At 63.4% G+C, this 22929-nt stretch carries 22 protein-coding genes; 7 read left to right on the plus strand and 15 right to left on the minus strand.

Features of this window, described 5'->3' with window-relative positions:
- Positions 1–70 precede the first annotated feature (70 nt).
- Entirely contained in the window at positions 71–1864 is a 1794-nt protein-coding gene (locus tag ACWBU6_RS23355) for a methyl-accepting chemotaxis protein (RefSeq protein ID WP_452645731.1), read from the plus strand.
- Between the two features lie 144 nt (positions 1865–2008).
- On the opposite strand, the gene hemW is transcribed toward ACWBU6_RS23355, so the two are convergent.
- From hemW to ACWBU6_RS23380, 5 genes are read right to left on the minus strand one after another with little or no spacing between them, the layout of a single operon-like run.
- Complete coding sequence (gene hemW, locus ACWBU6_RS23360; protein ID WP_452645732.1) at positions 2009–3250, minus strand: radical SAM family heme chaperone HemW; 1242 nt, start codon at positions 3248–3250, stop codon at positions 2009–2011.
- Positions 3247–3834 carry an RdgB/HAM1 family non-canonical purine NTP pyrophosphatase gene (gene rdgB, locus ACWBU6_RS23365; RefSeq protein ID WP_452645733.1) on the minus strand — a complete coding sequence of 196 codons (588 nt, stop codon included), beginning with the start codon at positions 3832–3834 and terminating at the stop codon, positions 3247–3249. Before rdgB ends, hemW begins: the two co-directional genes overlap by 4 nt.
- A gap of 46 nt (positions 3835–3880) precedes the next feature.
- Positions 3881–4609, minus strand: coding sequence for a ribonuclease PH (gene rph / locus ACWBU6_RS23370; protein ID WP_426339211.1), 729 nt, complete (start codon positions 4607–4609; stop codon positions 3881–3883).
- A 7-nt stretch (positions 4610–4616) separates the two neighbouring features.
- Positions 4617–5549, minus strand: coding sequence for a PP2C family protein-serine/threonine phosphatase (locus tag ACWBU6_RS23375; RefSeq protein WP_452645734.1), 933 nt, complete (start codon positions 5547–5549; stop codon positions 4617–4619).
- Positions 5550–5561: 12 nt separating this feature from the next.
- Positions 5562–6551 carry a serine/threonine protein kinase gene (locus tag ACWBU6_RS23380; RefSeq protein ID WP_452645735.1) on the minus strand — a complete coding sequence of 330 codons (990 nt, stop codon included), beginning with the start codon at positions 6549–6551 and terminating at the stop codon, positions 5562–5564.
- A 97-nt stretch (positions 6552–6648) separates the two neighbouring features.
- Here ACWBU6_RS23380 and ACWBU6_RS23385 point away from each other — a divergent pair, with 97 nt between their 5' ends.
- Positions 6649–7539, plus strand: coding sequence for a YicC/YloC family endoribonuclease (locus ACWBU6_RS23385; RefSeq protein ID WP_452645736.1), 891 nt, complete (start codon positions 6649–6651; stop codon positions 7537–7539).
- 85 nt (positions 7540–7624) lie between these two features.
- Here ACWBU6_RS23385 and ACWBU6_RS23390 read toward each other — a convergent pair whose 3' ends face one another.
- Entirely contained in the window at positions 7625–8926 is a 1302-nt protein-coding gene (locus ACWBU6_RS23390; RefSeq protein WP_452645737.1) for a M20/M25/M40 family metallo-hydrolase, read from the minus strand.
- Positions 8927–8979: 53 nt separating this feature from the next.
- On the opposite strand from ACWBU6_RS23390, the gene ACWBU6_RS23395 reads away from it, so the two are divergent.
- Positions 8980–9720 carry a DUF72 domain-containing protein gene (locus ACWBU6_RS23395; protein ID WP_452645738.1) on the plus strand — a complete coding sequence of 247 codons (741 nt, stop codon included), beginning with the start codon at positions 8980–8982 and terminating at the stop codon, positions 9718–9720.
- On the opposite strand, the gene ACWBU6_RS23400 is transcribed toward ACWBU6_RS23395, so the two are convergent.
- Positions 9717–10760, minus strand: a complete 1044-nt coding sequence (locus ACWBU6_RS23400; RefSeq protein WP_452645739.1) for an ABC transporter ATP-binding protein — start codon at positions 10758–10760, stop codon at positions 9717–9719. The genes ACWBU6_RS23395 and ACWBU6_RS23400 overlap by 4 nt on opposite strands.
- A gap of 76 nt (positions 10761–10836) precedes the next feature.
- Here ACWBU6_RS23400 and ACWBU6_RS23405 point away from each other — a divergent pair, with 76 nt between their 5' ends.
- Complete coding sequence (locus tag ACWBU6_RS23405) at positions 10837–12483, plus strand: ABC transporter permease (protein ID WP_452649611.1); 1647 nt, start codon at positions 10837–10839, stop codon at positions 12481–12483.
- Here the strand turns inward: ACWBU6_RS23405 and ACWBU6_RS23410 are convergent.
- From ACWBU6_RS23410 to ACWBU6_RS23420, 3 genes are all read right to left on the minus strand, one after another.
- Positions 12459–13466, minus strand: coding sequence for an extracellular solute-binding protein (locus ACWBU6_RS23410; protein ID WP_452645740.1), 1008 nt, complete (start codon positions 13464–13466; stop codon positions 12459–12461). The two genes, ACWBU6_RS23405 and ACWBU6_RS23410, sit on opposite strands and share 25 nt — an antisense overlap.
- 73 nt (positions 13467–13539) lie before the next feature.
- Positions 13540–14448, minus strand: a complete 909-nt coding sequence (locus tag ACWBU6_RS23415; protein WP_452645741.1) for an alpha/beta hydrolase family protein — start codon at positions 14446–14448, stop codon at positions 13540–13542.
- Positions 14445–15029 (minus strand): TetR/AcrR family transcriptional regulator, encoded by a 585-nt coding sequence (locus tag ACWBU6_RS23420; protein ID WP_452645742.1) that lies wholly within the window; start codon positions 15027–15029, stop codon positions 14445–14447. Before ACWBU6_RS23420 ends, ACWBU6_RS23415 begins: the two co-directional genes overlap by 4 nt.
- Before the next feature lie 122 nt (positions 15030–15151).
- Between ACWBU6_RS23420 and gmk the strand changes: the two genes are divergently transcribed.
- Genes gmk through ACWBU6_RS23435 form a run of 3 tightly spaced genes read left to right on the plus strand, consistent with a single transcriptional unit; the run spans position 15152 to position 18342 of the window.
- Positions 15152–15793, plus strand: coding sequence for a guanylate kinase (gene gmk, locus ACWBU6_RS23425; RefSeq protein ID WP_452645743.1), 642 nt, complete (start codon positions 15152–15154; stop codon positions 15791–15793).
- A 41-nt stretch (positions 15794–15834) separates the two neighbouring features.
- Positions 15835–16038 (plus strand): DNA-directed RNA polymerase subunit omega, encoded by a 204-nt coding sequence (rpoZ, locus tag ACWBU6_RS23430; protein ID WP_005665923.1) that lies wholly within the window; start codon positions 15835–15837, stop codon positions 16036–16038.
- Positions 16039–16062: 24 nt separating this feature from the next.
- Positions 16063–18342, plus strand: a complete 2280-nt coding sequence (locus tag ACWBU6_RS23435) for a RelA/SpoT family protein (protein ID WP_452645744.1) — start codon at positions 16063–16065, stop codon at positions 18340–18342.
- A 33-nt stretch (positions 18343–18375) separates the two neighbouring features.
- Here the strand turns inward: ACWBU6_RS23435 and ACWBU6_RS23440 are convergent, their stop codons facing one another.
- The 5 genes from ACWBU6_RS23440 to ACWBU6_RS23460 all read right to left on the minus strand — a co-directional run bounded on the left by ACWBU6_RS23440 (position 18376) and on the right by ACWBU6_RS23460 (position 22921).
- Entirely contained in the window at positions 18376–18996 is a 621-nt protein-coding gene (locus ACWBU6_RS23440; protein WP_452645745.1) for a transposase, read from the minus strand.
- Between the two features lie 111 nt (positions 18997–19107).
- Positions 19108–20331, minus strand: a complete 1224-nt coding sequence (locus tag ACWBU6_RS23445; RefSeq protein ID WP_452645746.1) for an ABC transporter permease — start codon at positions 20329–20331, stop codon at positions 19108–19110.
- A 4-nt stretch (positions 20332–20335) separates the two neighbouring features.
- Positions 20336–21019: an ABC transporter ATP-binding protein gene (locus ACWBU6_RS23450; RefSeq protein ID WP_452645747.1), complete on the minus strand. Its 684-nt coding sequence runs from the start codon at positions 21017–21019 to the stop codon at positions 20336–20338.
- Complete coding sequence (locus ACWBU6_RS23455; RefSeq protein ID WP_452645748.1) at positions 21016–22233, minus strand: efflux RND transporter periplasmic adaptor subunit; 1218 nt, start codon at positions 22231–22233, stop codon at positions 21016–21018. The genes ACWBU6_RS23450 and ACWBU6_RS23455 overlap by 4 nt, the downstream gene beginning before the upstream one ends.
- A gap of 7 nt (positions 22234–22240) precedes the next feature.
- On the minus strand, positions 22241–22921 hold the full coding sequence (locus tag ACWBU6_RS23460) for a YIP1 family protein (protein WP_452645749.1): 681 nt from the start codon (positions 22919–22921) through the stop codon (positions 22241–22243).
- Between the last annotated feature and the right edge of the window lie 8 nt (positions 22922–22929).

Consider the following 22929-nt stretch of genomic DNA (forward strand, 5'->3'; position numbering starts at 1 on the left):
CCTTGCAACGGGATATCTACCACGCAACTGTTCAGGCGCATACTAGTACTCCTAAATCCTGGAGGCCAGTATGCAATTCCTGTCCCAGCTCCGCATCGGACCGCGCCTTGCGGCGGGCTTTGGCATCGTCCTGATGCTGTCAGCCATCGGTACCAGCTATGCCTTGTACCATTCCAACCAGACCGCCAACGCCACGCGCGCCATGATGGACCGGCCGCTGGCAAAAGAACGCATCGTTTCGGACTGGTACGTCCTGATCTACTCGGCCATCGCGCGCACCCAGATGATTTCGCGCAGCAGCGATGCCGAACTGTCGAATACTTTCGCCACCATCATTGCCGACAGTGCCAAGCGCGGCGCCGAACTCCTGAAATCCATCGAAGGCTTGCTGGAGTCGGAAGAAGAACGCAAGATCTACCAGGACGCAGTCGCCATCCGCAACAAATACCAGGATGCGAAGAACCAGGTAATGAACGCCAAGAAGGCCGGCGACGCGGCGGAGGGCGAACGCCTGTACCGCGAGGTATTCGAGCCCGCGGCCAAGGCATACCAGGAGAAGGTCAAGGAGTTGTTGGCGCAGCAGCGCAAGGCCATCGACGCCACGGCAGCCGGCATCAACGAAGCCAATGCGCGCAGTACCCGCCTGATGCTTACCCTTGGCATCCTGTTGCTGGCCTTTGGCGCCTGGGCGGCATGGATCATTTCGCGCAGCATCACGGTACCGCTCAATTCCGCGCTGGGCATTGCGAATACGGTGGCAGAAGGCGACCTGACTACACGTTTCGACGAGCAGACTGCCCGCGATGAGATCGGCGACCTGATGAAGGCCCTGCGCGGCATGAACGACGCCCTGCGCCGCGTGGTAAGCCAGGTGCAGACCGGCACCACGGCTATTGCCACCGCTTCCAGCGAAATCGCAGAAGGCAACCTGGACCTCTCCTCGCGCACCGAACAGCAAGCCAGCTCGCTGGAAGAAACCGCCTCCTCGATGGAGGAACTGACGTCCACTGTGCGCCAGAACGCCGACAACGCCAACCAGGCAAACCAGCTCGCACAGGCGGCATCCGACGTAGCGGCACGCGGCGGCGAGATCGTGGGACAGGTGGTGGAAACCATGGGCTCGATCGATGCTTCCTCACGCAAGATCGTCGACATCATCGGCACCATCGACGGCATCGCCTTCCAGACCAACATCCTCGCGCTGAACGCAGCGGTCGAAGCAGCACGCGCCGGCGAGCAAGGACGCGGCTTCGCCGTGGTCGCCTCCGAAGTGCGCAACCTGGCGCAACGCTCGGCCGCCGCAGCAAAAGAGATCAAGGAGCTGATCGACGACTCCGTGGTACAGGTGAATGCCGGCACTTCGCTGGTGCAGCAGGCCGGCACCACCATGGGCGAGGTGGTGACCAGCGTGCGCCGCGTGACGGACATCATGGGCGAGATCACCTCGGCCAGCCGCGAGCAAAGCGTCGGCATCGATGAAGTGAACCAGGCCATCGGCCAGATGGACCAGGTGACGCAGCAGAACGCCGCCTTGGTGGAAGAAGCCGCCGCCGCTGCTGCCAGCATGCAGGAACAGGCCGCACAACTCGCGCAAGTCGCCGCCTCGTTCCGCCTCGGAACGGAGGCCGTCGCCCGCTGGAGCGCCCCGCCCCGCCGCGTCGCCGACGACGGCGCCCCCGCTCCTGCGGTCGAAGCGCCGCGTCCCAAGCGCCTCGCCGCACCGGACCAGCGCGCCGCTCCGCGCACCGCCCCACGCGCTGCGAACAGCAGCGCCAGCACCGCGACAGACCACACAACTGAACGACGCTCAAAAAGCGAACGGCGCGCTCCCGCCGCCGCCAACGATGAATGGGAAGAATTCTGAGGCAAGGGATTTGCTCAGCCCCGGCGAATTGACGAGCATGGCGGAATACGTCATGCCGTCATTGCCGGCGCAAGCGCATGCGCGCTAGCTTGAAGAAGTGAAAAGCCGCCGTCGGTCGCGTGTGGCGCGACGTGGAGCGGCAAATTACTCCCCGAGGAACATCTGCTGCAGGTCGTTCAGGAAGCGCTGGCCCAATTCGGTCGGCTTGATCAGCATGTGGTCGCGATACAGCAAGCCTTTGGCCTCGGCCGCGTTGAGCTGCTGTTCGATGGTGTTGAGCGCCACACCGGTGCGTTCGGCGAACAGGTTCGGCTCGAAGCCGCCTTGCAGGCGCAGGGCGTTCAGCATGAACTCGAAACCCATTTCGTCGCGCGACAGCTCGCGCTCTTCCTGCACGGGATTACCGGCGGCCACCGCTTCCATATAGGACTTGGGCTGCTTGTAGCGCGCCTGGCGCAGCACCCGGTGCGGGAAGGACAGCTTGGAGTGTGCGCCGGCGCCGATGCCGAGGTAGTCGCCGAACTGCCAGTAGTTCAAGTTGTGGCGCGCCTGGTGCCCCGGCTGGGCGTAGGCCGACACTTCGTAGTGGCCGTAACCGTTCGCCGTGGTCAGCTCGGCGATCATGTCCTGCATGTCCGCGCTCAGGTCGTCGTCCGGCAACTGCGGCGGATACTTGGCGAACAGGGTGTTCGGCTCCATCGTCAGGTGGTACAGCGACAGGTGCGGCGGCTTGAAGCCGATTGCAGTCTCGATATCCCGGCGCGCCTGTTCCAGCGTCTGGTTCGGCAGCGCGTACATCAGGTCCAGGTTGAAGTTGTCGAAGTTCGCCAGCGCGATCTCCACCGCGCGTTTCGCCTCGCCGTCATCGTGGATGCGGCCCAGCGCCTTCAGGTGCTCGCTATTGAAGCTCTGGATGCCGATCGACAGGCGGTTGATGCCGCTGTCGCGGTAGGAGCGGAACTTCTCGGCCTCGAAGGTGCCGGGATTGGCCTCCATCGTGATCTCGCAGGCGCCATCGAGCGGCAGCAGGCTGCGCAAGTCCGACATCAGGCGGTCCATGCCGGCTGCCGACATCAGGCTGGGCGTGCCGCCGCCGATGAATACGGTGTAAATCTTGCGCCCCCAGATCAGCGGAAGCGACATTTCCAGGTCGCGCCGCAGCGCGTCCAGATATTCCTTCTCTGGGACTTCGCCCTTCGCCTCGTGCGAATTGAAATCGCAATAAGGGCATTTGCGCACGCACCACGGCCAGTGGATATACAGCGACAACGGCGGCAAGGCCTGCAGGTTCAGCGCGCCAGGGCGCAGGTAGGTAGCAGCGACGCCGGCGGCGCTGTCGATGGTGCGGCTTGGTACGGCATTGCCGACCGGCTTAATCGGGATCATTTCTTCAACTTCTCAACCAGGGCGCGCAGGGCCTGGCCGCGATGGGACAGGCGGTTCTTCTCCTCCGGCGCCAATTCGGCAACGTGCTTCCCCAGCGAAGGAATCAGGAAATACGGGTCGTAGCCAAAGCCGCCCTCACCGCGCGCTTCGGCCGAAATCACGCCTTCCCAACGCCCGTCGGCGATCACCGGCTGCGGATCGTCGGCATGGCGCACGAATACCAGCACGCAGTAATAGTAGGCCGATTTGTCGGCATGCGCCGCCAGGTCGGCAATCAGTTTCTCGCTGTTGCGCGCGTCCGATTTCGGCTCGCCCGCATAGCGCGCCGAATACACGCCAGGCGCGCCGCCCAGCGCGTTGACGCATACGCCCGAGTCATCGGCCAGCGCCGGCATGCCGGTCAGGCGCGCGGCATGGCGCGCCTTGGCCAGTGCATTTTCGACAAAAGTGTGGAAAGGCTCATCCGCCTCCGGCACGTCGAATTCACCCTGCGGATGGGCGGAAAAACCAATGGTCGAGAGCAGCTCGTTGAATTCCTTGAGCTTGCCCTTGTTGTTCGATGCGAGAACGATGCGTTGTGTCATGTATGTCGGCTCTTAAGAGAGAGCCGACATTGTAAACCACTTGGGATTACAGGCCGAGCGCCTGCTTTTGCAGCTTGACCAGGTCGCGGATGCCGCCTTCGGCCAGATCCAGCAGGCGGTTCATGGCAGCACGGTCGAAGGCCGCACCTTCCGCAGTGCCCTGGACTTCAACAAAGGCGCCGGCATCGGTCATGATCACGTTCATGTCGGTGTCGCAATCCGAGTCTTCCAGATAGTCCAGGTCCAGCACCGGCACGCCCTGGTACACGCCAACCGAAATCGCGGCCACGAAATGCTTGACCGGAATGGTCTCGATCATGCCGCGCGCCTTGAGCTTGGAGAAGGCATCATAGGCCGCCACCATGGCGCCGGTGATCGAAGCGGTGCGGGTGCCGCCATCCGCCTGGATCACATCGCAGTCCAGTTGCAGGGTGCGCTCGCCGAACGCTTCCAGGTCGAAGGCAGCGCGCAGCGAACGGCCGATCAGGCGCTGGATCTCCTGGGTGCGGCCACTTTGCTTGCCCTTGGCTGCCTCGCGGTCCATGCGCGAGTGGGTGGAACGCGGCAGCATGCCGTATTCCGCCGTCATCCAGCCCTGGCCCTTGCCCTTCAAGAAGCCCGGTACGCGCTCTTCAATGCTCGCCGTACAAATCACCTTGGTATCGCCGCACTCGATCAGCACAGAACCTTCTGCGTGCTTGGTGTAGTCGCGGGTGATGCGGATGTTGCGCAGCGCATCGACGGCGCGGCCGCTCGGGCGGTTGACAGTGCTCATGGAATTCCTATTTCAGTAACTGGGTGGATTTCTCGATGGCGCCGCGGATTTCCGCGATCGCCTTTTCAATTTCGTCGTCGTCGAACACGTCGACTTCGGTCTTGGCCCCATGGATGGTCGTACTGACCACATCGTCGGGCAACTGCTCGGTCGAAATCACGGTGGAACCGGCGTGCGTGGTCGGCGTGCCGTCGGACACCAGGGCGCCCTGCCACATGATGGCCAGCGCCGTCACGTTGTCACTGGTGTCGCCGGCGCGGCGCAGCGCGGTGGCCAGCATGTCGGGCACTGCCCGCACGACGGTCTGGGTAGTCAGCATCTGCACCAGCTCTTCGTCGCTGACCACCGACCACAGGCCGTCGGAGCACAGCATTAGCGTGTCGCCGGGCAGCAGGTTGGCGCGGCCGGAAACCTCGATGCGCGGTGCGCTGCTGGCGCCAAGGCAGGCATACAGCTTGTTGCGGTCCGGGTGGGTATTGCGCGCCGACGCCGGGATCAGGCCCTTCTCGATCATGTTCTCGACGTGCGAGTGGTCGCGCGTGCGGCCATGCACCTGGCCGTTGCGCACCCAGTAAAGTCGCGAATCGCCGCAATGCGCCCACACGGCGGTATTGTGCTGCACCAGGCAAGCCACGATGGTGGTGCGCGGCGACTCCGGCATATTGTGGGTCATCGTGTACGAATGGATGTCCCGGTGCGCAGCAGCCAACGCCTCTTCGAGGAAGCGCTCCGCCCCCTTCACGTACGGCGTTGCCTGTTGCTGGAACATCTGGGAAATGGTGCGGGTAGCGATGGAGGCGGCAATTTCGCCGCGCGCATGGCCGCCCATGCCATCGGCGAGCACCAGCAACAGCGCATCGCGCGTGAAGCTGTAGCCCATCCGGTCCTGGTTAACCTTGCGGCCCCCGATATGCGTTTCCTGGTAGACGGCGAATTGCATGGCATGGGCTCCTTATTGTTGGCGCGGGGCCGAGTCTTTTTTACGGCCGAATCCGAGCTTGCCTGCCAGCTTGCCCAGCTTTTCCAAAGCCCCCGGTGGAGGCGGCGGTTCTTTTGGCGCAGGCGCCTGCGCCAGCATCTTCTGCAGCTCAAACAGGCTTTGCGGACGGGCCAGGGGATCGATCTCCAAAGTCCATCGTACCAGCTTCACCAGCTCCGGCGAATAGAGGATTTCCAGCTTCTGGAAATGCGGCTCCATCTTGTCTTCCTTACGGCGCTGGTCGGCCGGCTGCGGCGGCTGGCCCAGCATGCAGGCGAAAATCGACGCACCGATCGAATAGACGTCAGTCCACGGCCCCAGCGCCTCGGTCTTGGAGTACAGCTCGGGCGGCGCAAAGCCGGGGGTGTACATCGGCATCAGCTTCGGGCTGTCCGTATTCACCGTCTGGCGCGCAGCGCCGAAGTCCAGCAGCATCGGCGTGCCGTCCGTGCGCAGGTAGATATTGGCCGGTTTCAGGTCCAGGTGCAGCAGCTTATTGGTGTGCACCTCGCGCAAGCCTTTCAGGACTTGCGTGAAGATCTGGCGCACGAAGGCCTCGCTGCAATTGCGACCCTTGCTGCGTTGCCGCTGGATGTGATCCTGCAGCGAATGGCCGGACTCGTAGGCCATTACCATATAAACAGTTTCGTTAGCACGGAAGAAATTCAACACCCTTACAACATTGGGATGTGAAATTTTTGCAAGTGCACGACCCTCTTCGAAAAAGCACTTGAGCCCGATCCGGAACACCGGCAGGTTCGATTTTGTGACCACAGGTACCATCTCGCCCTCTTGACGCAATGCAAGGCTGCTTGGTAAATATTCTTTAATTGCTACTGCATTACCTTCTGCGTCGTAGGCCAAATACACAATACTGAACCCGCCTGACGCAATTTTCTTTACAATGCGGTATCCAGCAATTTCCAGACCATCCGGTAATGGAGCGTTGTTCTGAGCTGCCATAAGTTTCCTCGCTTCAACTAAACCGGATTGTGTGGGACAAAGCAATATATTGTAAAGACAAAGACAAAATCGGGGATATCCTTTGAGCATTTCCAGCATGACTGGCTACGCCGTAGCCACCAGCGAAAGCGCGGCGGGCACGCTGACAATTGAGATCAAAAGCGTCAATTCGCGCTTTCTTGACCTTCAATTCCGTATCAACGACGATCTGCGCGCCCTCGAACCCGATTTGCGATCCGCCATCATGGGCGCCATCACCCGCGGCAAAGTGGAGCTACGGCTGAGTTTTGGCCGCAAGGCCGTCGCCGCCGGCACCCAGGCCCTGAATGTAGCCCTGCTCAACGAACTGGCCCGCCTGCAAGGCGAGGTCAGCCAGCATTTTAGCGGCGCCGCGCAGATGAGTGTTGCCGAACTACTTCGCTGGCCCGGTGTTGTCGAAGAAGCACAAATCGGCCAGGAATGGCTCCAGGCCGACGTTTCGGCCCTGATGAACAAGACCCTGGAAGCCTTTGTCCAGAGCCGCCAGCGCGAAGGCGCGGCCCTGGAATCGATGCTGGTTTCGCGCATTGAAGCGATGGAAGCCATCGTCAAAAGAATCACCCCACTAATTCCTCAGGTAGTTGCACAATTCCAACAAAAAGCCGTGGAACGCATGCAGGAAGCGCTCGGTCTGGCCTGCCAGGGATCGAATACCGCGATGTCGCGCCAGGACGCGATGGAGCGCATCCGCCAGGAAGTCATCCTGTACGGCATCCGCATCGACGTAGCCGAAGAGCTGGGCCGCCTGTCGGCCCACCTGGGCGAAACCCGCCACATCCTGAAAAAAGGCGGCCAGGTCGGCAAGCGCCTGGACTTCATGATGCAGGAGCTCAACCGCGAAGCCAACACCCTCGGCGCCAAAGCCTCGGTCAAGGAACTGGCCGACGCCTCGATGGAACTGAAGCTGCTGATCGAGCAGATGCGCGAACAGGTCCAGAACCTAGAATAAAGAAAGTCGGGGTCAGCTCCGGCAATCGGACAAAAGGCGCACATTCGTGCGCCTTTTGTCCGATTGCCGGAGCTGACCCCGACTTTTATCTTGTAAGACGATACAGCAGGACCGCTGTCCGGATCGCTCCCTGCTCGATCGAGCGCACGTCAAGCTCTTCTCCCGGCGCGTGAGCGCCTTTGCCGATGGCGCCGAGGCCGTCCAGGCTGTCAACATACGGCGCGACAAATTGCACGTCGCCCGCGCCGCGCAAGCCGGGCGGCAGGGCGGCAACCGGGCCCAGGCCGGCGTCGGCGCTGGCTTTTGAATACATTCCCAGTATTTTCAGGTTGCCTTCGGTCGGCGCCATCGGCGGGTAGCCATCCTGGAAGCGGATCTGGGCGCTGGCGCCTGGCAGGCTTTGCGCAACGATTGCGCGCATGCGGATACGGGCCTGCTCGCCCTGCTCCGGCGTCAGGAAGCGCAGGTCGCCTTTGACCACCGCGCTGTTGGCAATCACGTTCGTCTTGCCGAAGGCCGTACCTTTCGCTGCCGGAGCGTCGTATGTGACCTCCGTGCCGCCCAGCACCAGGCCGGGGTTGAAGCTTAGGTTCGGCTCCTGCAATTGCTGGCGGAAGGCGTCCAGGATGCGTGCCGTTTCGTACACTGCGCCATAGCCTGCGCTGGCATTGAAGATGCCGGAGGAGTGGCCCTGCTTTCCCTTCACTTCCAGCTGCCATGAAGTCGAGGAGCGGCGGCCGATGGTGCCGGTGGCCCGGCCGTTTTCGTCAAGCACGGTGGCCTCGAATGCCAGCGCGACATCGCTGCGCCTGGCCAGGTTGACCATGTCGCGCCGCGAGATGTCTTTCGGGTCGCCGGCATTTTCTTCGTCGCCGGTGAAGATCACGCTGATGGTGGTGTTGTCCAGCGCACCCGCCGCATGCAGTGCGCGCAAGGCTTCGATGATGATGACGTTGCCGCCTTTCATGTCGTTGACGCCCTGTCCGCTTGCGCGCTCGCCCTGGCGGCTCCATCGCTGCATCGGCGCATCGGCCTCGAACACGGTGTCGAGGTGTCCGATCATCAGTACGCGCTTGCCCTGCCTGCCTTCGCGCGTGGCAACCAGGTGGCCGGCGCGCTGCATCTCCTTCGGCATGTCGATCCATTGCGTCTTGAATCCCAGCTGGTCGAATTCGGCGCGGAATACCTTGCCCACTTCGCGCACACCCTTGTGATTCATGGTGCCGCTGTTGATGTTGACCGTTTTTTCCAGCAGCGCGAGCGCCTGGCCGGAATTGGCCTTGACCAGGCTGACGATGCGTTCTTCGTCGGGCGATAGCGATTGCGCGGCCGCAGCGCCCATCAGCCCAGCGGCAAGCAGCGAAACGAACAGGCGGGACATTCGCATTTCTGGCATCCTCCTCGATGTGTGCTTGCAACTCTACTACGGAAACCAAAGCCATGAACATCCGCGTTGGCATCGGCGGCTGGGACTATGCTCCCTGGCGCGATACGTTCTATCCTCCCGACGTCCCGCTCAAGCGCGCGCTGGAATATGCCAGCAGCGTGCTGACCAGCATCGAAATCAACGGCACCTTCTACCGCAACGCCAAGCCGGAACACTTCGCCGGCTGGGCCGAACGCACGCCGGACAACTTCGTGTTCTCCGTGAAGGCGTCACGCTACGCGACCAACCGCAAGGTGTTGGGCGAGGCAGGCGAATCGATCGAGCGCTTTATCGGCAGCGGCCTGACGGAGCTGGGCGACAAGCTTGGTCCGCTCCTGTGGCAGTTGGCGGCGACCAAGCGCTTCGATCCGGACGACCTGGAGGCCTTCTTCAAGCTGCTGCCGAAGAAGCTGGGCAAGCGCAAGCTGCAGCATGTGCTGGATGCGCGCCACGAAAGCTTCTTGTGTCCCGAATACCTGAAGCTGGCGCGCCAATACAAGATCGCGACCGTGCTCACCGATTCGCCGAAATATCCCAACTTTACGGAGGTAACGGGCGATTTCGTCTACGCCCGCCTGATGCATGCGCAAAGCGAAGTCACCACCGGCTATACCAAGCCTGCACTGAAGAAATGGGCGGCACAGGCGCAGCAATGGAGCGATGGCGGGAAGCGCGAGGTCTTTATCTACTTCATCAACGGCGCCAAGGAGCGTGCGCCCGCCGCTGCGCAGCAACTGATACGAAACCTGGCCTAACGCTGCGGCCCGCCGCTTTCGAACGCTACGACATGCTCCGCCCCCAGCACGATGCCGATGCGTTCGCCCAGGGCGTGGTTGTGGTGGCTGGGCACCAGCGACAGCACCTGCACGCCGCTGGCCAGGCGCAGCGTGTACAGGAACTCCGCGCCGCGGAACGCCTTGGCGACCACTTCGGCCTGCAGCGGGCTGGCATCGTCATGCAGCACGTCGTCCGGCCGCAGCAGCACATTGACCTTCCGCCCCGGCGCACCCGCAGCGCCGCGCGCCGGCAGGCTGCCCAGCTCGATCCGGATGCGGCCGTCGCCCTGCACTTCTCCCGGCAGGAATACACCTTGTCCGACAAAGTCGGCGACAAAACGGTTGGCGGGACGGTGGTACAGGTTGTAGGGTGTGTCCCATTGCTGGATGCGGCCCTCGTCCATCACGCCGACCTGGTCGGCAAAGGCAAAGGCTTCGTGCTGGTCGTGCGTGACCAGGATCGCGCTCACGCCTTCAGCGCGCAGGATGGCGCGCACTTCCTGCGCCAGCCTTTCCCGCAGATCGACGTCAAGGTTGGAGAACGGTTCGTCCAGCAGCAACAGGCGCGGGCGCGGCGCCAGCGCGCGGGCCAGGGCCACACGCTGCTGCTGACCACCCGACAGTTCGTGCGGATAGCGCCCGCCCTGCCCCGCCAGGCCCACGGTCGCGAGCAGCGCGGCCACACGTGCCGGCCGTTCGCTGCGCTCCAGGCCGAAGCCGATATTCTCGGCCACCGTCAAATGGGGAAACAGCGCATAGTCCTGGAATACCATGCCGACGCGGCGCCGCTCGGGCGGCAGGTGCAGGCCGGGCCGGGCCACGAATTCGCCATCGAGCGCGATGCCGCCCGCCGCCACCGGTTCAAAACCGGCGATGCAGCGCAGCACCGTGGTCTTGCCGCATCCCGATGGCCCGAGCAGGCAGGCGATGCTGCCCGCCGGCAGTTGCAGCGACAGCCGGTCCACCACAAGGTGGCTGCCGAAGGCGAAGGAGATTTGCTGCAGGTCGAGGATGGGCATAGTACGGAATTATAATTCCCATTTTCGCCACGGAGCCGCTTTGACCAACCTTCTCTCCCGCCCGACCCGGCATTCGCTGAAAGCGCAACCGGCCATCCTGTGGTGGGCCCTGGCCGTGGCCGTGCTGGTCTCATTGCCGATCGCCAGCGTGGTTGCAAACCTGCTGTCGGGCGAAGGCGGAGAAACCTGGTCGCACCTGGCCGGCACCGTGCTGGCCGGCTACATCGGCAACACGCTGAAGCTGTGCGCCGGCGTGGCGCTGGGCACGGTGCTGGTCGGCACCGGCGCCGCCTGGCTGGTCACCATGCATGATTTCCCCGGGCGGCGCCTGTTCGAGTGGGCCCTGGTGCTGCCCTTGGCGATGCCGGCCTATGTCATGGCCTATACCTATACCGACCTGCTGCAGTTCGTCGGCCCCGTGCAAAGCTGGTTGCGCGCAGCCACTGGCTGGCAGGCTGGCGACTACTGGTTTCCCGATGTGCGCACCGTGGGCGGCGCGGTGCTGATGTTTGTCTTCGTGCTTTACCCCTATGTCTACCTGCTGGCGCGCGCCGCCTTCCTGGAACGCGCGGCCGGCGTACTGGAGGCGGGCCGCTCGCTGGGCCTGGGACCGTGGGCCAACTTCCTGCGCGTGTCGCTGCCGCTGGCGCGGCCGGCCATCGCCACCGGCGCCGCCCTGGCGCTGATGGAGACGCTGGCCGACTACGGGGCGGTTTCCTATTTCGGCGTGCACACCTTCACTACCGGGATTTACCGCGCCTGGTTCTCGCTGGGCGACCGCGTGGCGGCCTCGCAGCTGTCGGCGACCTTGCTCGGCTTTGTGGCCCTGGTGCTGTGGCTGGAATACCTGGCGCGCGGCCGGGCGCGCTTCCACAATACTGGCCGACGCGCTGCGCCGCCGGCCCAGCGCCTGCATGGCGTGCAGGCATGGGCGTCCGGCATGGCCTGCCTGCTGCCGCTGCTGCTTGGTTTCCTGTTACCGGGCGGGGTGCTGCTGCAAATGGCCTTGGGCGGCGGCGATGCGCAGTTCGGCCCGCGCTTCATGGAGCTGGCGCGCAACAGCTTCGTGCTGGCGGCGCTGACGGCCGGTTGCGCCGTGCTGCTGGCGGTGCTGCTGGCCTATGCCGACCGCCTGTCGGATCATCCCTTGCTGCGGCTGGCCAATGGCACCGTGGGCATGGGCTATGCGGTACCCGGTTCGGTGATCGCGGTGGGCGTGCTGGTGCCGCTGGCGTGGCTGGACAACCGTCTGGCGCAAACGGTGACGGCCCTGACCGGGAACAATCCGGGCTTGCTGCTGACGGGCGGTATCGCCGCTCTGGTGTACGCCTACCTGGTGCGCTTCCAGACGGTGTCTTTGCGCACGGTGCAGGCCAGCCTGGGCAAGGTCACGCTGAACATGGACGAGGCGGCGCGTTCGCTGGGCCAGACGCAGCTTGGCGTGTTGCGGCGCGTGCACCTGCCGCTGCTGCGCGGCAGCCTGTTGACGGCCGCGCTGCTGGTGTTCGTCGATGTGATGAAGGAACTGCCGGCCACCCTGGTCATGCGGCCGTTTAACTTCGACACGCTGGCCACCCAGGCTTATACGCTGGCGGCCGACGAACGCCTGGCGGAAGCGTCCACCGCAGCCCTGGCCATCGTGGCCGTGGGCGTGCTGCCGCTGGTGCTGCTGTCGCGGCAGATTCGCGAAGGCAGTGCCTACTGCCAGCCGGCGCGGTCGTAGATCTTTTGCACCGCGGCCTGGTGCTTGGCCAGCTTGCCGACGTTGATGCTGTCCTGCTTGAAGCTGCCCAGCTTCGCCAGCGCCGGGTTGGCGGTCTTCACGCCGGCCACCACCGGCCACTCATTGTTGCCGTCGGCGAAGTAGACCTGGGCCGAATCCGATGCCAGGTACTCCAGGAACTTGACGGCAGCGTCCTTGTTCGGCGCCGTTTTCAGCACGCCCGCCCCGGAAATGTTCACATGGGTGCCCTCGCCTTTCTGGTTCGGCCAGACCACACTGACCGACTCCATCAGCTTCTTGTCTTCCGGTTTGTCGGAACGCATCAGGCGCGCCACATAATAGGAATTGGCCAGCGCCACCCCGCATTCGCCGGCCGCCACCGCCTTGATCTGGTCGGTGTCGCCGCCCTTGGGCGCGCGCGCGAAATTGGCTACCAGGCCCTTGGCCCAGTCGAATACCTTTTGCTCACCGCCACGCTCATACATGGCCGCGCCCAGCGACAGGTTGTAGGGGTGGGCGCCGGAACGCACGCAGACCTTGCCCTTCAGGCGCGGGTTGGCCAGGTCTTCGTAGTTCTGCACATCGGCCGCGTTGACGCTCTTGTTGTGCACGATGACGCGGGCGCGGGTGGAAAAGGCATACCAGTCGGCCGTGCGCAAGTGGGCCGGCACGCGCGCGTTCAACGCGGCCGATTGCACGGGCGCGAACAGCTGCAATTCATCGGCCTTGGCCAGGCGCGCCGCATCGACCGTCAGCAGCACGTCTGCCGGGCTGTTGGCGCCTTCGTTCCTGATGCGCTCCAGCAGTTCGTTCTCGCCGGCTTCGATGCGGTTGATCTTGATGCCGGTCTGCTTGGTGAAGTTGTCGTACAGCGCCTGGTCGGTCTGGTAGTGGCGCGCCGAGTACAGGTTCAGCACTTGCGCTTGGGCGGCGCCGGCGGCCAGGGTGGCCGCTAGCAGGGCGACGGTTTGCAGCAGCTTCATGGGGCGTTCTCCAGTAATGGGATGAGGCCCCGATGCTAGCAAACAATCAAGATCAGATGCAAATGATTCTCATCTAACTGCCAGTGCGTCCCCGGCCGCTGCCGTCGATTCCGGCAAACCAGTCCAGCGCGGCCTGCCACAGCGGCTCGGCATGGGCGCGGAAATAGCCCATATGCCCCAGTTGGCCGAGGCCCTGCGCGGCCGGGTCAATGTCAATGCCATGCCACGGCGCATTGCGGTAGCCGGACATCAGCGCATCGCGCGAGCGCGGTGGCGCCCACAGGTCGTCGGTCGCGTTCAGGGCCAGAATCGGCGTGCGCACGGTGGCGAAGCCCTCGGCGATTTCCGGCACCTGCGGGTCATCCAGGAAATAGCGCGGGAATTTGCACCAATGCTTCCACTGGCGATAGACCCCCATCGGCAGATCCTCGCCCATGCCAAGCTTGCTCCAGGCCAGGCGCCCCTTCCAGCGCGTGACGATTGGTCCGACCACATGCCACATGGCCAGCACGCGCATGCGCTCGAGGCGCGGCATCCAGCCATGCCAGCCGGCGCCAACGCCGAACAGGTAAACGCCGGCGAGCTTCTCGTGGTTCGGCACCAGGCCCAGGGCATGGCCGCCGTAGGAGTGGCCCACCATGTACAGCGGCGTGCTGTCCGATGGCGCAAAATATTCGATGACTGCATTCAGGTCCAGCCGCGCCCAGTCGAGGAAGCTGGCCTCGAAGCCGCGCAGGGTTTTCGGCGCCGAGCCGCCCACGCCGCGGTAATCGAAGGTCAGCACGGTATAGCCCTGCGCCGCCGCGAATTCGGCGAAGCGGCGGTAGAACCCTTGCGGCACGCCGGTGGCGCCGGCCAGCAGCAGGCGCGCTTTCTCCGGACCGCGGGCGCGATAGCACATGGCCGACAGCGGGTAGCCGTCCAGCGCGCGCAATTCCAGTTTTTCAGCCAGCAGCAAGGCGGCGGCAGGCATATGGCTCATGTTTTTTTCTCCACTTTCAGCATTGGCATCAGGGCGTCCATGGTCTGCACCATGGGCGCGGTGTCGCCCGCCACGCGGGCTTGCAGCAGGCCGCCTTCGTAGGCGGCAAGAATCAGGGCGGCAATGCCCTCGGCGCGCAGGCGTTCATGGCCGGCCTGCGCCAGGGCGTCGGCCATGCGGCCGCGCAGTGCGGCAAAGCCGGTTTTCAGGGCGTTGCGGATTTCCACGTCGCCGGCTGTCGATTCGAGTGCCACTGCCGCCAGCGGGCAGCCCAGTTCGAATTCGCTGTCATCGAGGCCGCGCAGGGCGCGCAGGATCCAGGCTTGTAGCGCGGCGACCACATCGGGCTCGCGCTGCATATAGCTGTCCAGCTTATGCAGCAGGAAGCTGAACGTGGCTTCGATGGCGGCGACTGCCAGCTGGTCTTTGCCGCCGGGGAAATGGTGGTACATCACGCCTTTCGGCGCCTTGGCGGCGGCAAGGATCTCGCTCAGGCCGGCGCCATGCAGGCCGCGGTGCTGCAGTGTGGTGATCATGGCGTTGATCAGGCGTTCGCGGGTGCTCAGTTGTTGGGAGCTCATGCGGTTTACTCTATAGACCGGTCGGTCCAGTGTCAAGAACTGCCTGCACACCCCGTTTCAACTCTGCTTGCTCCTTGGTAAAATACTTCTTTGGGCGACAGCCTAGCTTTCGAGAATTGCAAATGAGCCAACATTTTTCCGGCAGCCTGTTCATGGTTGCTGCACCATCCGGTGCCGGTAAATCGACGCTGGTCAATGCCCTGCTGGCGCAGGAACCGGCCATCAAGCTGTCCATCTCGACCACCACGCGCCCGCCGCGGCCGGGCGAACAGCACGGCCGCGAGTACTTCTTCACCACGGCGGAGGACTTCCGCAAGCGCGCCTCGGAAGGCGAATTCCTGGAGTGGGCCGAAGTGCACGGCAATTACTACGGCACCTCGCGCATCTTCGTGGAAGAGCAAATGAAGGCTGGCACCGACATCCTGCTGGAGATCGACTGGCAGGGTGCGCGCCAGGTGAAGAAGCAATTCCCGCAAGCGGCCGGCATTTTCATCCTGCCGCCATCGTTCGCGGCGCTGGAAGAACGCCTGCACAAACGCGGCCAGGACGAGGTCCACGTGATCAACCGCCGCCTGCTGGCAGCGGGCGGCGAAATCGCCCACGCGCCCGAGTTTGAGTATGTTATTATCAACGAAGAGTTCCCGGTCGCCTTGTCGGAGCTAAGCGCGATCGTCCGATCGGCCCGTTGCCGGTTTGCGCAACAAGCCGCCCGCAATGCCAGGTTGATGTCCGAACTGGGCATCCACGCCGACCACGCAGAATAATCACCGACGCACCAAGTATCGAATTTACCCAGGAGTTAAGCATGGCCCGTATCACTATTGAAGATTGCCTGAAGAATGTCCCTAACCGCTTCCAGCTGACCCTGGCAGCCACCTACCGCGCACGCCAGCTGCTGCAAGGCCACACCCCCAAGGTCGAAGCCAAGGACAAGCCAACCGTGGTCGCCCTGCGTGAAATCGCCGCCGGCAAGGTAGGCCTGGAAATGCTGAAAAAGGTCCCTATGTAAGCTGGGAACCTTTTTGTTCCCGATATGAACCTGACTTCCGCCGATCCCAACATCAGCGAACAGCCCGCACGGCGGGCACGGCGCCCGGCTAAGCAACAGCCGGGCGTTGACGTTTCTGCACCATCAGTTTCCACTTCTGCACTAGCTGCGCCCACCGTGGCGACCGGCGTCGCGACCATCACCCACCTGACCGAAAAGCTTGCCGAGTACATGGGCGAAGCCGACCTGAAAAAGGTCAAGGAAGCCTATCGTTTCTCGGACGAGATGCACCTGGGCCAGGTACGCAAGTCGGGCGAGCCGTATATTTCGCACCCGATCGCCGTGGCCGAGATCTGCACCGAGTGGAAACTGGACGCGCAAGCCATCATGGCCGCGCTGCTGCACGACGTGATGGAAGACCAGGACGTCAAGAAGGATGAGTTGATCGAACGCTTTGGCGCCCAGGTGGCCCATCTGGTCGACGGCTTGTCCAAGCTGGAAAAAATCGAGTTCCAGAGCCAGATCGAAGCGCAGGCGGAAAACTTCCGCAAGATGCTGCTGGCCATGGCCTCGGACGTGCGCGTGATCCTGATCAAGCTGGCCGACCGCCTGCACAATATGCGCACGCTGGAAGTGATGATCCCGGCCAAAAAGCGCCGCATCGCGGCCGAGACGATGGAAGTCTACGTGCCCATCGCGCACCGTCTTGGCCTGAACAACATCTACCGCGAGTTGCAGGACCTGTCCTTCTCCCACCTGTACCCGGTGCGCTACCACGTGCTGTCGAAAGCCGTGAAAGCGGCGCGCGGCAACCGGCGCGAGGTGGTGTCGAAGATCCTCGACGCGGTAAAGAACACGCTGGCCATGGCCGGCATCGAGGCCGAGGTCTACGGCCGCGAGAAAACCCTGTACGGCATCTACAAGAAGATGCGCTCCAAGCACCTCTCGTTCTCGCAGGTGCTGGACGTGTACGGCTTCCGCGTGGTGGTCGACAGCTTCCCCAACTGCTATGTGGCGCTGGGCACCCTGCATTCGCTGTACAAGCCGATGCCGGGCAAGTTCAAGGACTACATCGCGATCCGTAAGCTGAACGGCTACCAATCGCTGCATACCACCCTGATCGGCCCTTACGGCACGCCGGTGGAATTCCAGATCCGCACCCAGGAAATGCACCGCACCGCCGAATCGGGCGTGGCAGCACACTGGCTGTACAAGAGCAACGACGCCAATATGTCGGACATGCAGCAGCGCACCCACGCCTGGCTGCAATCGCTGCTCGACATCCAGCAACAGACCGGCGACTCGGCCGAATTCCTGGAACACGTCAAGGTCGACCTGTTCCCCGATTCGGTCTACGTGTTCACACCAAAGTCCAAGATCATCGCCCTGCCGCGCGGCGCCACGCCGATCGATTTCGCCTATGCCATCCATACAGGGATCGGCGACCACACGGTATCGGTCAACATCAACGGCGACGCGGCGCAACTGCGCACGGAACTGCGCAACGGCGATATCGTGGAAATCGTCACCGACCCGAATTCGCGTCCAAGCCCGACCTGGCTGTCCTTCGTGCGCACCGGCAAGGCGCGCTCCGCGATCCGCCACCACTTGCGCACGATCAACCTGCCGGAATCGATCCGCCTCGGCCAGCAGTTGCTGGCGCAGGCGCTGGACGCGATCAGCGTCCCGGGCGAACTGGCGCCACCGCTGATGGAACGCCTGCTGAACGAATCCTCGGCCAAGTCGATGGAAGAACTGTATGCCGACATCGGCATCGGCAAGCGCATGGCCGCGCTGGTGGCGCGCCACATCTTCGGCCTGCTGGGCGGCGAATCGGCCAGCGCGCCGATCGAGCACACCAGCCCGAAGGAACTCGACCCGGTCACGATTTACGGCAGCGAAGGCGTATCGGTACAGCTGGCGCCGTGCTGCCTGCCGATCCCTGGCGACCATATCGTCGGCCAGTTGCGCCGCGACCAGGGCTTGCAGGTGCATACCGGCGACTGCTCCGTGGCCAAGCGTTCGAAGCAGAAGGAACCGGAGCGCTGGATTGCGGTCAAATGGGGCACCGAGATCAACCGCCGATTCGACAGCCGCATCCGCCTGATCATCAATAACGAAAAGGGCATCCTGGCGCGCGTCGCCGCGGAAATCGGCGAAAGCGACGGCAACATCACCTTCGTCGGCATGGACGAAGACAGGGAACACGTGCTGCACCAGCTGCGCTTCACGATCCAGGTGAAAGACCGCGTACACCTGGCGGCGCTGATCCGCAACGTCAGGAAAGTCGCCGGCGTCAACCGCGTCACCCGCGAGCGCGCATAGCGGGGTGTCAGACCCTGCGGGTCTGACACCGGTTTACTGGTTTACCGGTTTCCGCAAAGCGGCATCGCCTCTAATTGCGAACCTGATTCTCTCCAGATCTTTCTCAGCCAACGGCATATCAAACAACGCTCGATACGCACGCTGACGTTCCAGCGTGTCCCGACCTAGTCCAAGATAGACCGGATGCGGACAAAGCAAGTCATCCCTGCCCCCCTCGGCATTTGCCCGATAGCTCGACCACCTGTAACCGCCCGCAAATTCAACCATTCCCGCGCGAACGGGATTAAGTTCGATATAGCGCTGACATACAAGCAGATAAGCTTCGCTATCAATTTGTGATGAGTGATATCGCCCATCCCACATGGCGCCTGTTCCGCCATGTCGCATATGCCGCCAAAGCGCAGTTCGCTGGGCAAGCGACTTCATCAAATTTGCCTGCGAATTTCTTTCTCTCACGGTGACCAGTAAATGGAAATGGCTGGTCATCAGCACATACGCATGGATATCACAGCGGGATTTCAGGCCGTGTTCTTTAAGCAGGGATAGAAATCCTTGCCGTTCGTTATCGTCATGGAAGCATGACTGGCCGCTGTTGCCACGCTGGACTAGATGGAGGCAGGTGCCTGCTGGGTAATTACGTAGTGGACGGGGCATTTCCATTCTCCTTTGAAACCGGTCAACCGGTGTCTGACCCACAGGGTCAGACACCTCCCGTTCAAAGGATAGCGGTGCTGTTTTCGCGCGGCTTGTGCTGACTCAAGGGCGCTATTCGTAGCGCAAGGCTTCGATCGGGTCGAGCTTGGCGGCTTTGGCGGCGGGCAGCACGCCGAAGATCACGCCTACGCCGGCGGAGAACAGCACCGACAAGGCCACTGCCCACCACGGCACGTAGGCGCCGGGAAAATCGGGGATCACACTGGCAATCGCGTGACCCAGGCCATATCCCAGCAACACGCCAAGCGCGCCGCCCAGCATCGACAGGGTCACCGCTTCGATCAGGAACTGCATCAGGATGTCGCGGCTGCGGGCGCCGATCGCCTTGCAGATGCCGATCTCGCGCGTGCGCTCGCTGACCGATACCAGCATGATGTTCATGATTCCGATCCCGCCCACCAGCAGCGCAATGCCCACCACGCCGCCCATCACCAGCGTGACCGTCGTGGTCACCGTCTCGAAGCTCTTGAGGAACTGGTCGGATGACTCGATCTCGAAGTCGTCCTTCTGGTCCGCGCGCAGGCGGTGCGCCTGCCGCATCACCGTGGCAATGCGTGCCTTGATCTCTTCTGCGCGGCCGATGTCGCTAATCGACACCGTGATCGACATGCTCGGCTTGCTGGTATTGCCGATGATGCTCTGGCCGGTGCGGAAGGGCACCAGCACCTGGTCGTCCTGCGACATGCCCAGGATCTCGCCCTTCTTCTCCAGCACGCCGACGATCTTGAACCATTCGCCGGAAAACTGGATGAACTCGCCCAGCGGATTTTCCGGCAGGTGCAGCATCTCGATCAGCTTCTCGCCGATCACGCAGACCCGCCGGCCGCCGGCATTATCCGATTCGCTGATGAAGCGTCCCAGGCGCGGGTAGCTGCCGTTCACCTCCATGAAGGCTGCCGTCACCGCCAGCTGCTGGCGGCTGGAGGCAGTCCGGTTACCATAGCGGATTTCCCCGCCCGGGAACATGAAGGCCGGGCTCAGTTCGCGGATGCCCTCCACGTGCCCGCGCAACTGCTCGACGTCTTCAAACTGCAGGTAGTTGATCTTGCCCCGCATGACATCCTTGAAGTCGTTCTTGGCATGCACCGTCAGCGCATTGCCGCCCAGGCCTTCGAACTGGCGCGTGATCGATTGCGACAGCCCCTGGATCAGCGAAATCACGGTAATCACCGACGCCACGCCGATGATAATGCCCAGCGACGTCAGGAAGCTGCGCATGCGGTGGGCGCGGATCGCCGCCATGGCCGAACGCAGCGCTTCGATAAAGATGTACATCGGCTTATCCTCCCGCCAGGCGCTGGTCCGACAGCACGCGGCCGTCCTGCAGCCGCACGATGCGCTGGCATTGTTCCGCGATGTCCGGTTCGTGCGTCACCATCACGACCGTCTGCCCGTTCCGGTGCACGTCCTTGATCAGCGCCATGATCTCGCGCGTGGTGGCCGAATCGAGGTTGCCGGTCGGTTCATCGGCCAGCAGGATGGACGGCTTGCCCACCAGCGCCCGTGCAATGGCCACGCGCTGCCGCTGACCGCCGGACAGCTCGTTCGGCCGGTGATGCATGCGCTCGCCCAGCCCGACATGCTGCAGCGCCTCGCGCGCCATGCGCTTGCGCTCGGATGGGGGAATGCCGCGATAGATCAGCGGCTGCGCCACATTGTCCAGCGCGGTATGGCGCGGCAGCAGGTGAAAGCTCTGGAAGATGAAGCCGATCTCCTCGTTGCGGACCTGGGCCAGGTCGTCGCTGGCCATGGCCGCGACATCTTTCCCGTTCAGGAAGTATGTGCCGCCGCTGGGCCGGTCCAGACAGCCGACAATATTCATCATGGTCGACTTGCCGGAGCCGGAGGCGCCGATGAAGGCCACCAGCTCGTTGCGCTCGATATGCAGGTCGACACCCTGCAGTGCATGCACGGTCTGGTCGCCCATCCGGTATTGCTTGGTAATGCCGGTCAGCGTGATCACGGCCGGCTTCCATCGGCGACCTTGAGCGGTTTGGCGTCCGCCGCCCTGGCCTTGACGGCAACGCCTTCGCGCAGGTCGCGCAACGTGCGCGCCGGCCCGATCGCCACGGTTTCACCAAGCGCCAGTCCCTTGGTGACTTCCTGGTTGCTGTCATCCGACAGGCCCAGCTCCACGGTACGCTTCTTCACCACGCCATCGACCACCGCGTACACATAGTTGCTGCGTTTGCCCTTGCCTTCCGCCGCCTCGCTCAGTTGCACGGCCTGCAGCGGAACCACCGGGCGCAGCGCGCCGTCGCCGGTCACGATCTCGGCACGGCAGCTCATGCCCGAGCGCAGCGCCAGCTGGTGATCGGCCAGTTTGACCTTCACCACATAACTGCGCCCCTGGCTGGCCGCCTGGCCCAGGGCCTGGGCTTTGGGTGCCAGCGAGACCGATTCCACGCTCCCGGCCAAGGGGCGATCGGCGTAGGCCGAAGGGAAGATGCGGGTTTTCAGCCCCGGCACCACGTTGGCGATATCGCCCTCGTCGACATTCACTTCCGCGATCATCGAGCCGACGTCGGCAATCGTCATCAGGCTGGAGCCGGCAATGCCGGTGGCACTGGCAACTGCCGTTTCGCCGGCCTTGATCGATACGCTGGTAGCAGTGCCGGATATCGGCGCCCTCACCTCGGTCTTGGCCAGGCGCTCCTGGGCCAGCGCCAGCATTGCCATCGCCTGCTGGCGGCTTTCGCGCGCACTGCGCAGCGCCACCACGGCCAGGTCCACTGCCAGCTTCGCATCGTCCAGGCGCGACACGTCGATGAACCTGGCCGCGGCAAGCTGGCGCGAGCGCTCCAGCTTGCGCTGCTGGTTCTCCAGGTCGATCTGCGCACGGTCGACGCTGACGGCCGCGTTGCGCACCGCCGCTTCCTGCTGCGCCACGTCAGCCTTGTAGGTGCTCGGATCGAGGCGCAGCACGACCTGCCCTTTCTCGATCCTGTCGCCCTCTTTCACCAGCACCTCCGACACTTTGCCGATCACCTCCGGTGACAGCTGGACCTCCTGGCGGAACACCAGGCTGCCCGAGGCCAGCACTGCCGGGTAAATCGCCCTGTTTTCGACCCTGGCCAGCTCCGCTTCGACCTGCGCCGGCGAGCTGCCGAACTTGATCGCGACCGGAATGCCAATCATGGCCGCGATCACGGCCAATGCAATCAGTTTGCGTTTCATGCGCGCCTCAATTCGTAAACAGGACCCAGGCGGCCCAGCAACCGTAGATCAGCACATACGGCAGCGCAGCGATGATGGCACAGGTCGTGGTGCTCTTGCCGGTCCAGGTGCGCAGGCCGATGGCGGCCAGCACGATGACCCAGATATCGGTGACCTTGAGGGCGCTGGCCAGACCGAACCACGGCGTATGCGGTGCGGCGTGCACCAGCAGGAAGTTCAGCGACAGCATGTCGGCTTGCTCGAACGCCAGTTGCCCATTGCTGGTGGCGATCTGCAGCGCCATCAGGGGCACGCCGATCAGGCTTGGCAGCGACGACCAGGCGACCAGCGCGAAGCCCGACTTGAAGCTGAGCTCCATGCTGGCCAGCTTGCCCGCCAGCCAGAAGTAAAAGCCCAGCAGGCTGTAAATGAGCAGGGTGCCCAAGATGAGCCCGGCGATCCCCATCCCCATCATCACGCCAGGCGTCATGGTCCTGGCCGCAGCCTCACGCTGCTCGGCATCCAGCTCCGGCGGGAGTGCGTGTGTGATCATCCAGTCCCGGTCGATGGTCTGGAAGTACCACACCATCACGCCAATACTGGCCACGTAAAGCAGCAACAGCGGCAGCCAGGCCCGCGGCCGCTCCTTCAGCGCCGAGAACGCTGCCGATGGTTCATAGAAGACCTGCGTCAGTTGAGCAAATGCCATGCGCGCAC

This window comes from Pseudoduganella sp. HUAS MS19 (assembly GCF_053615455.1).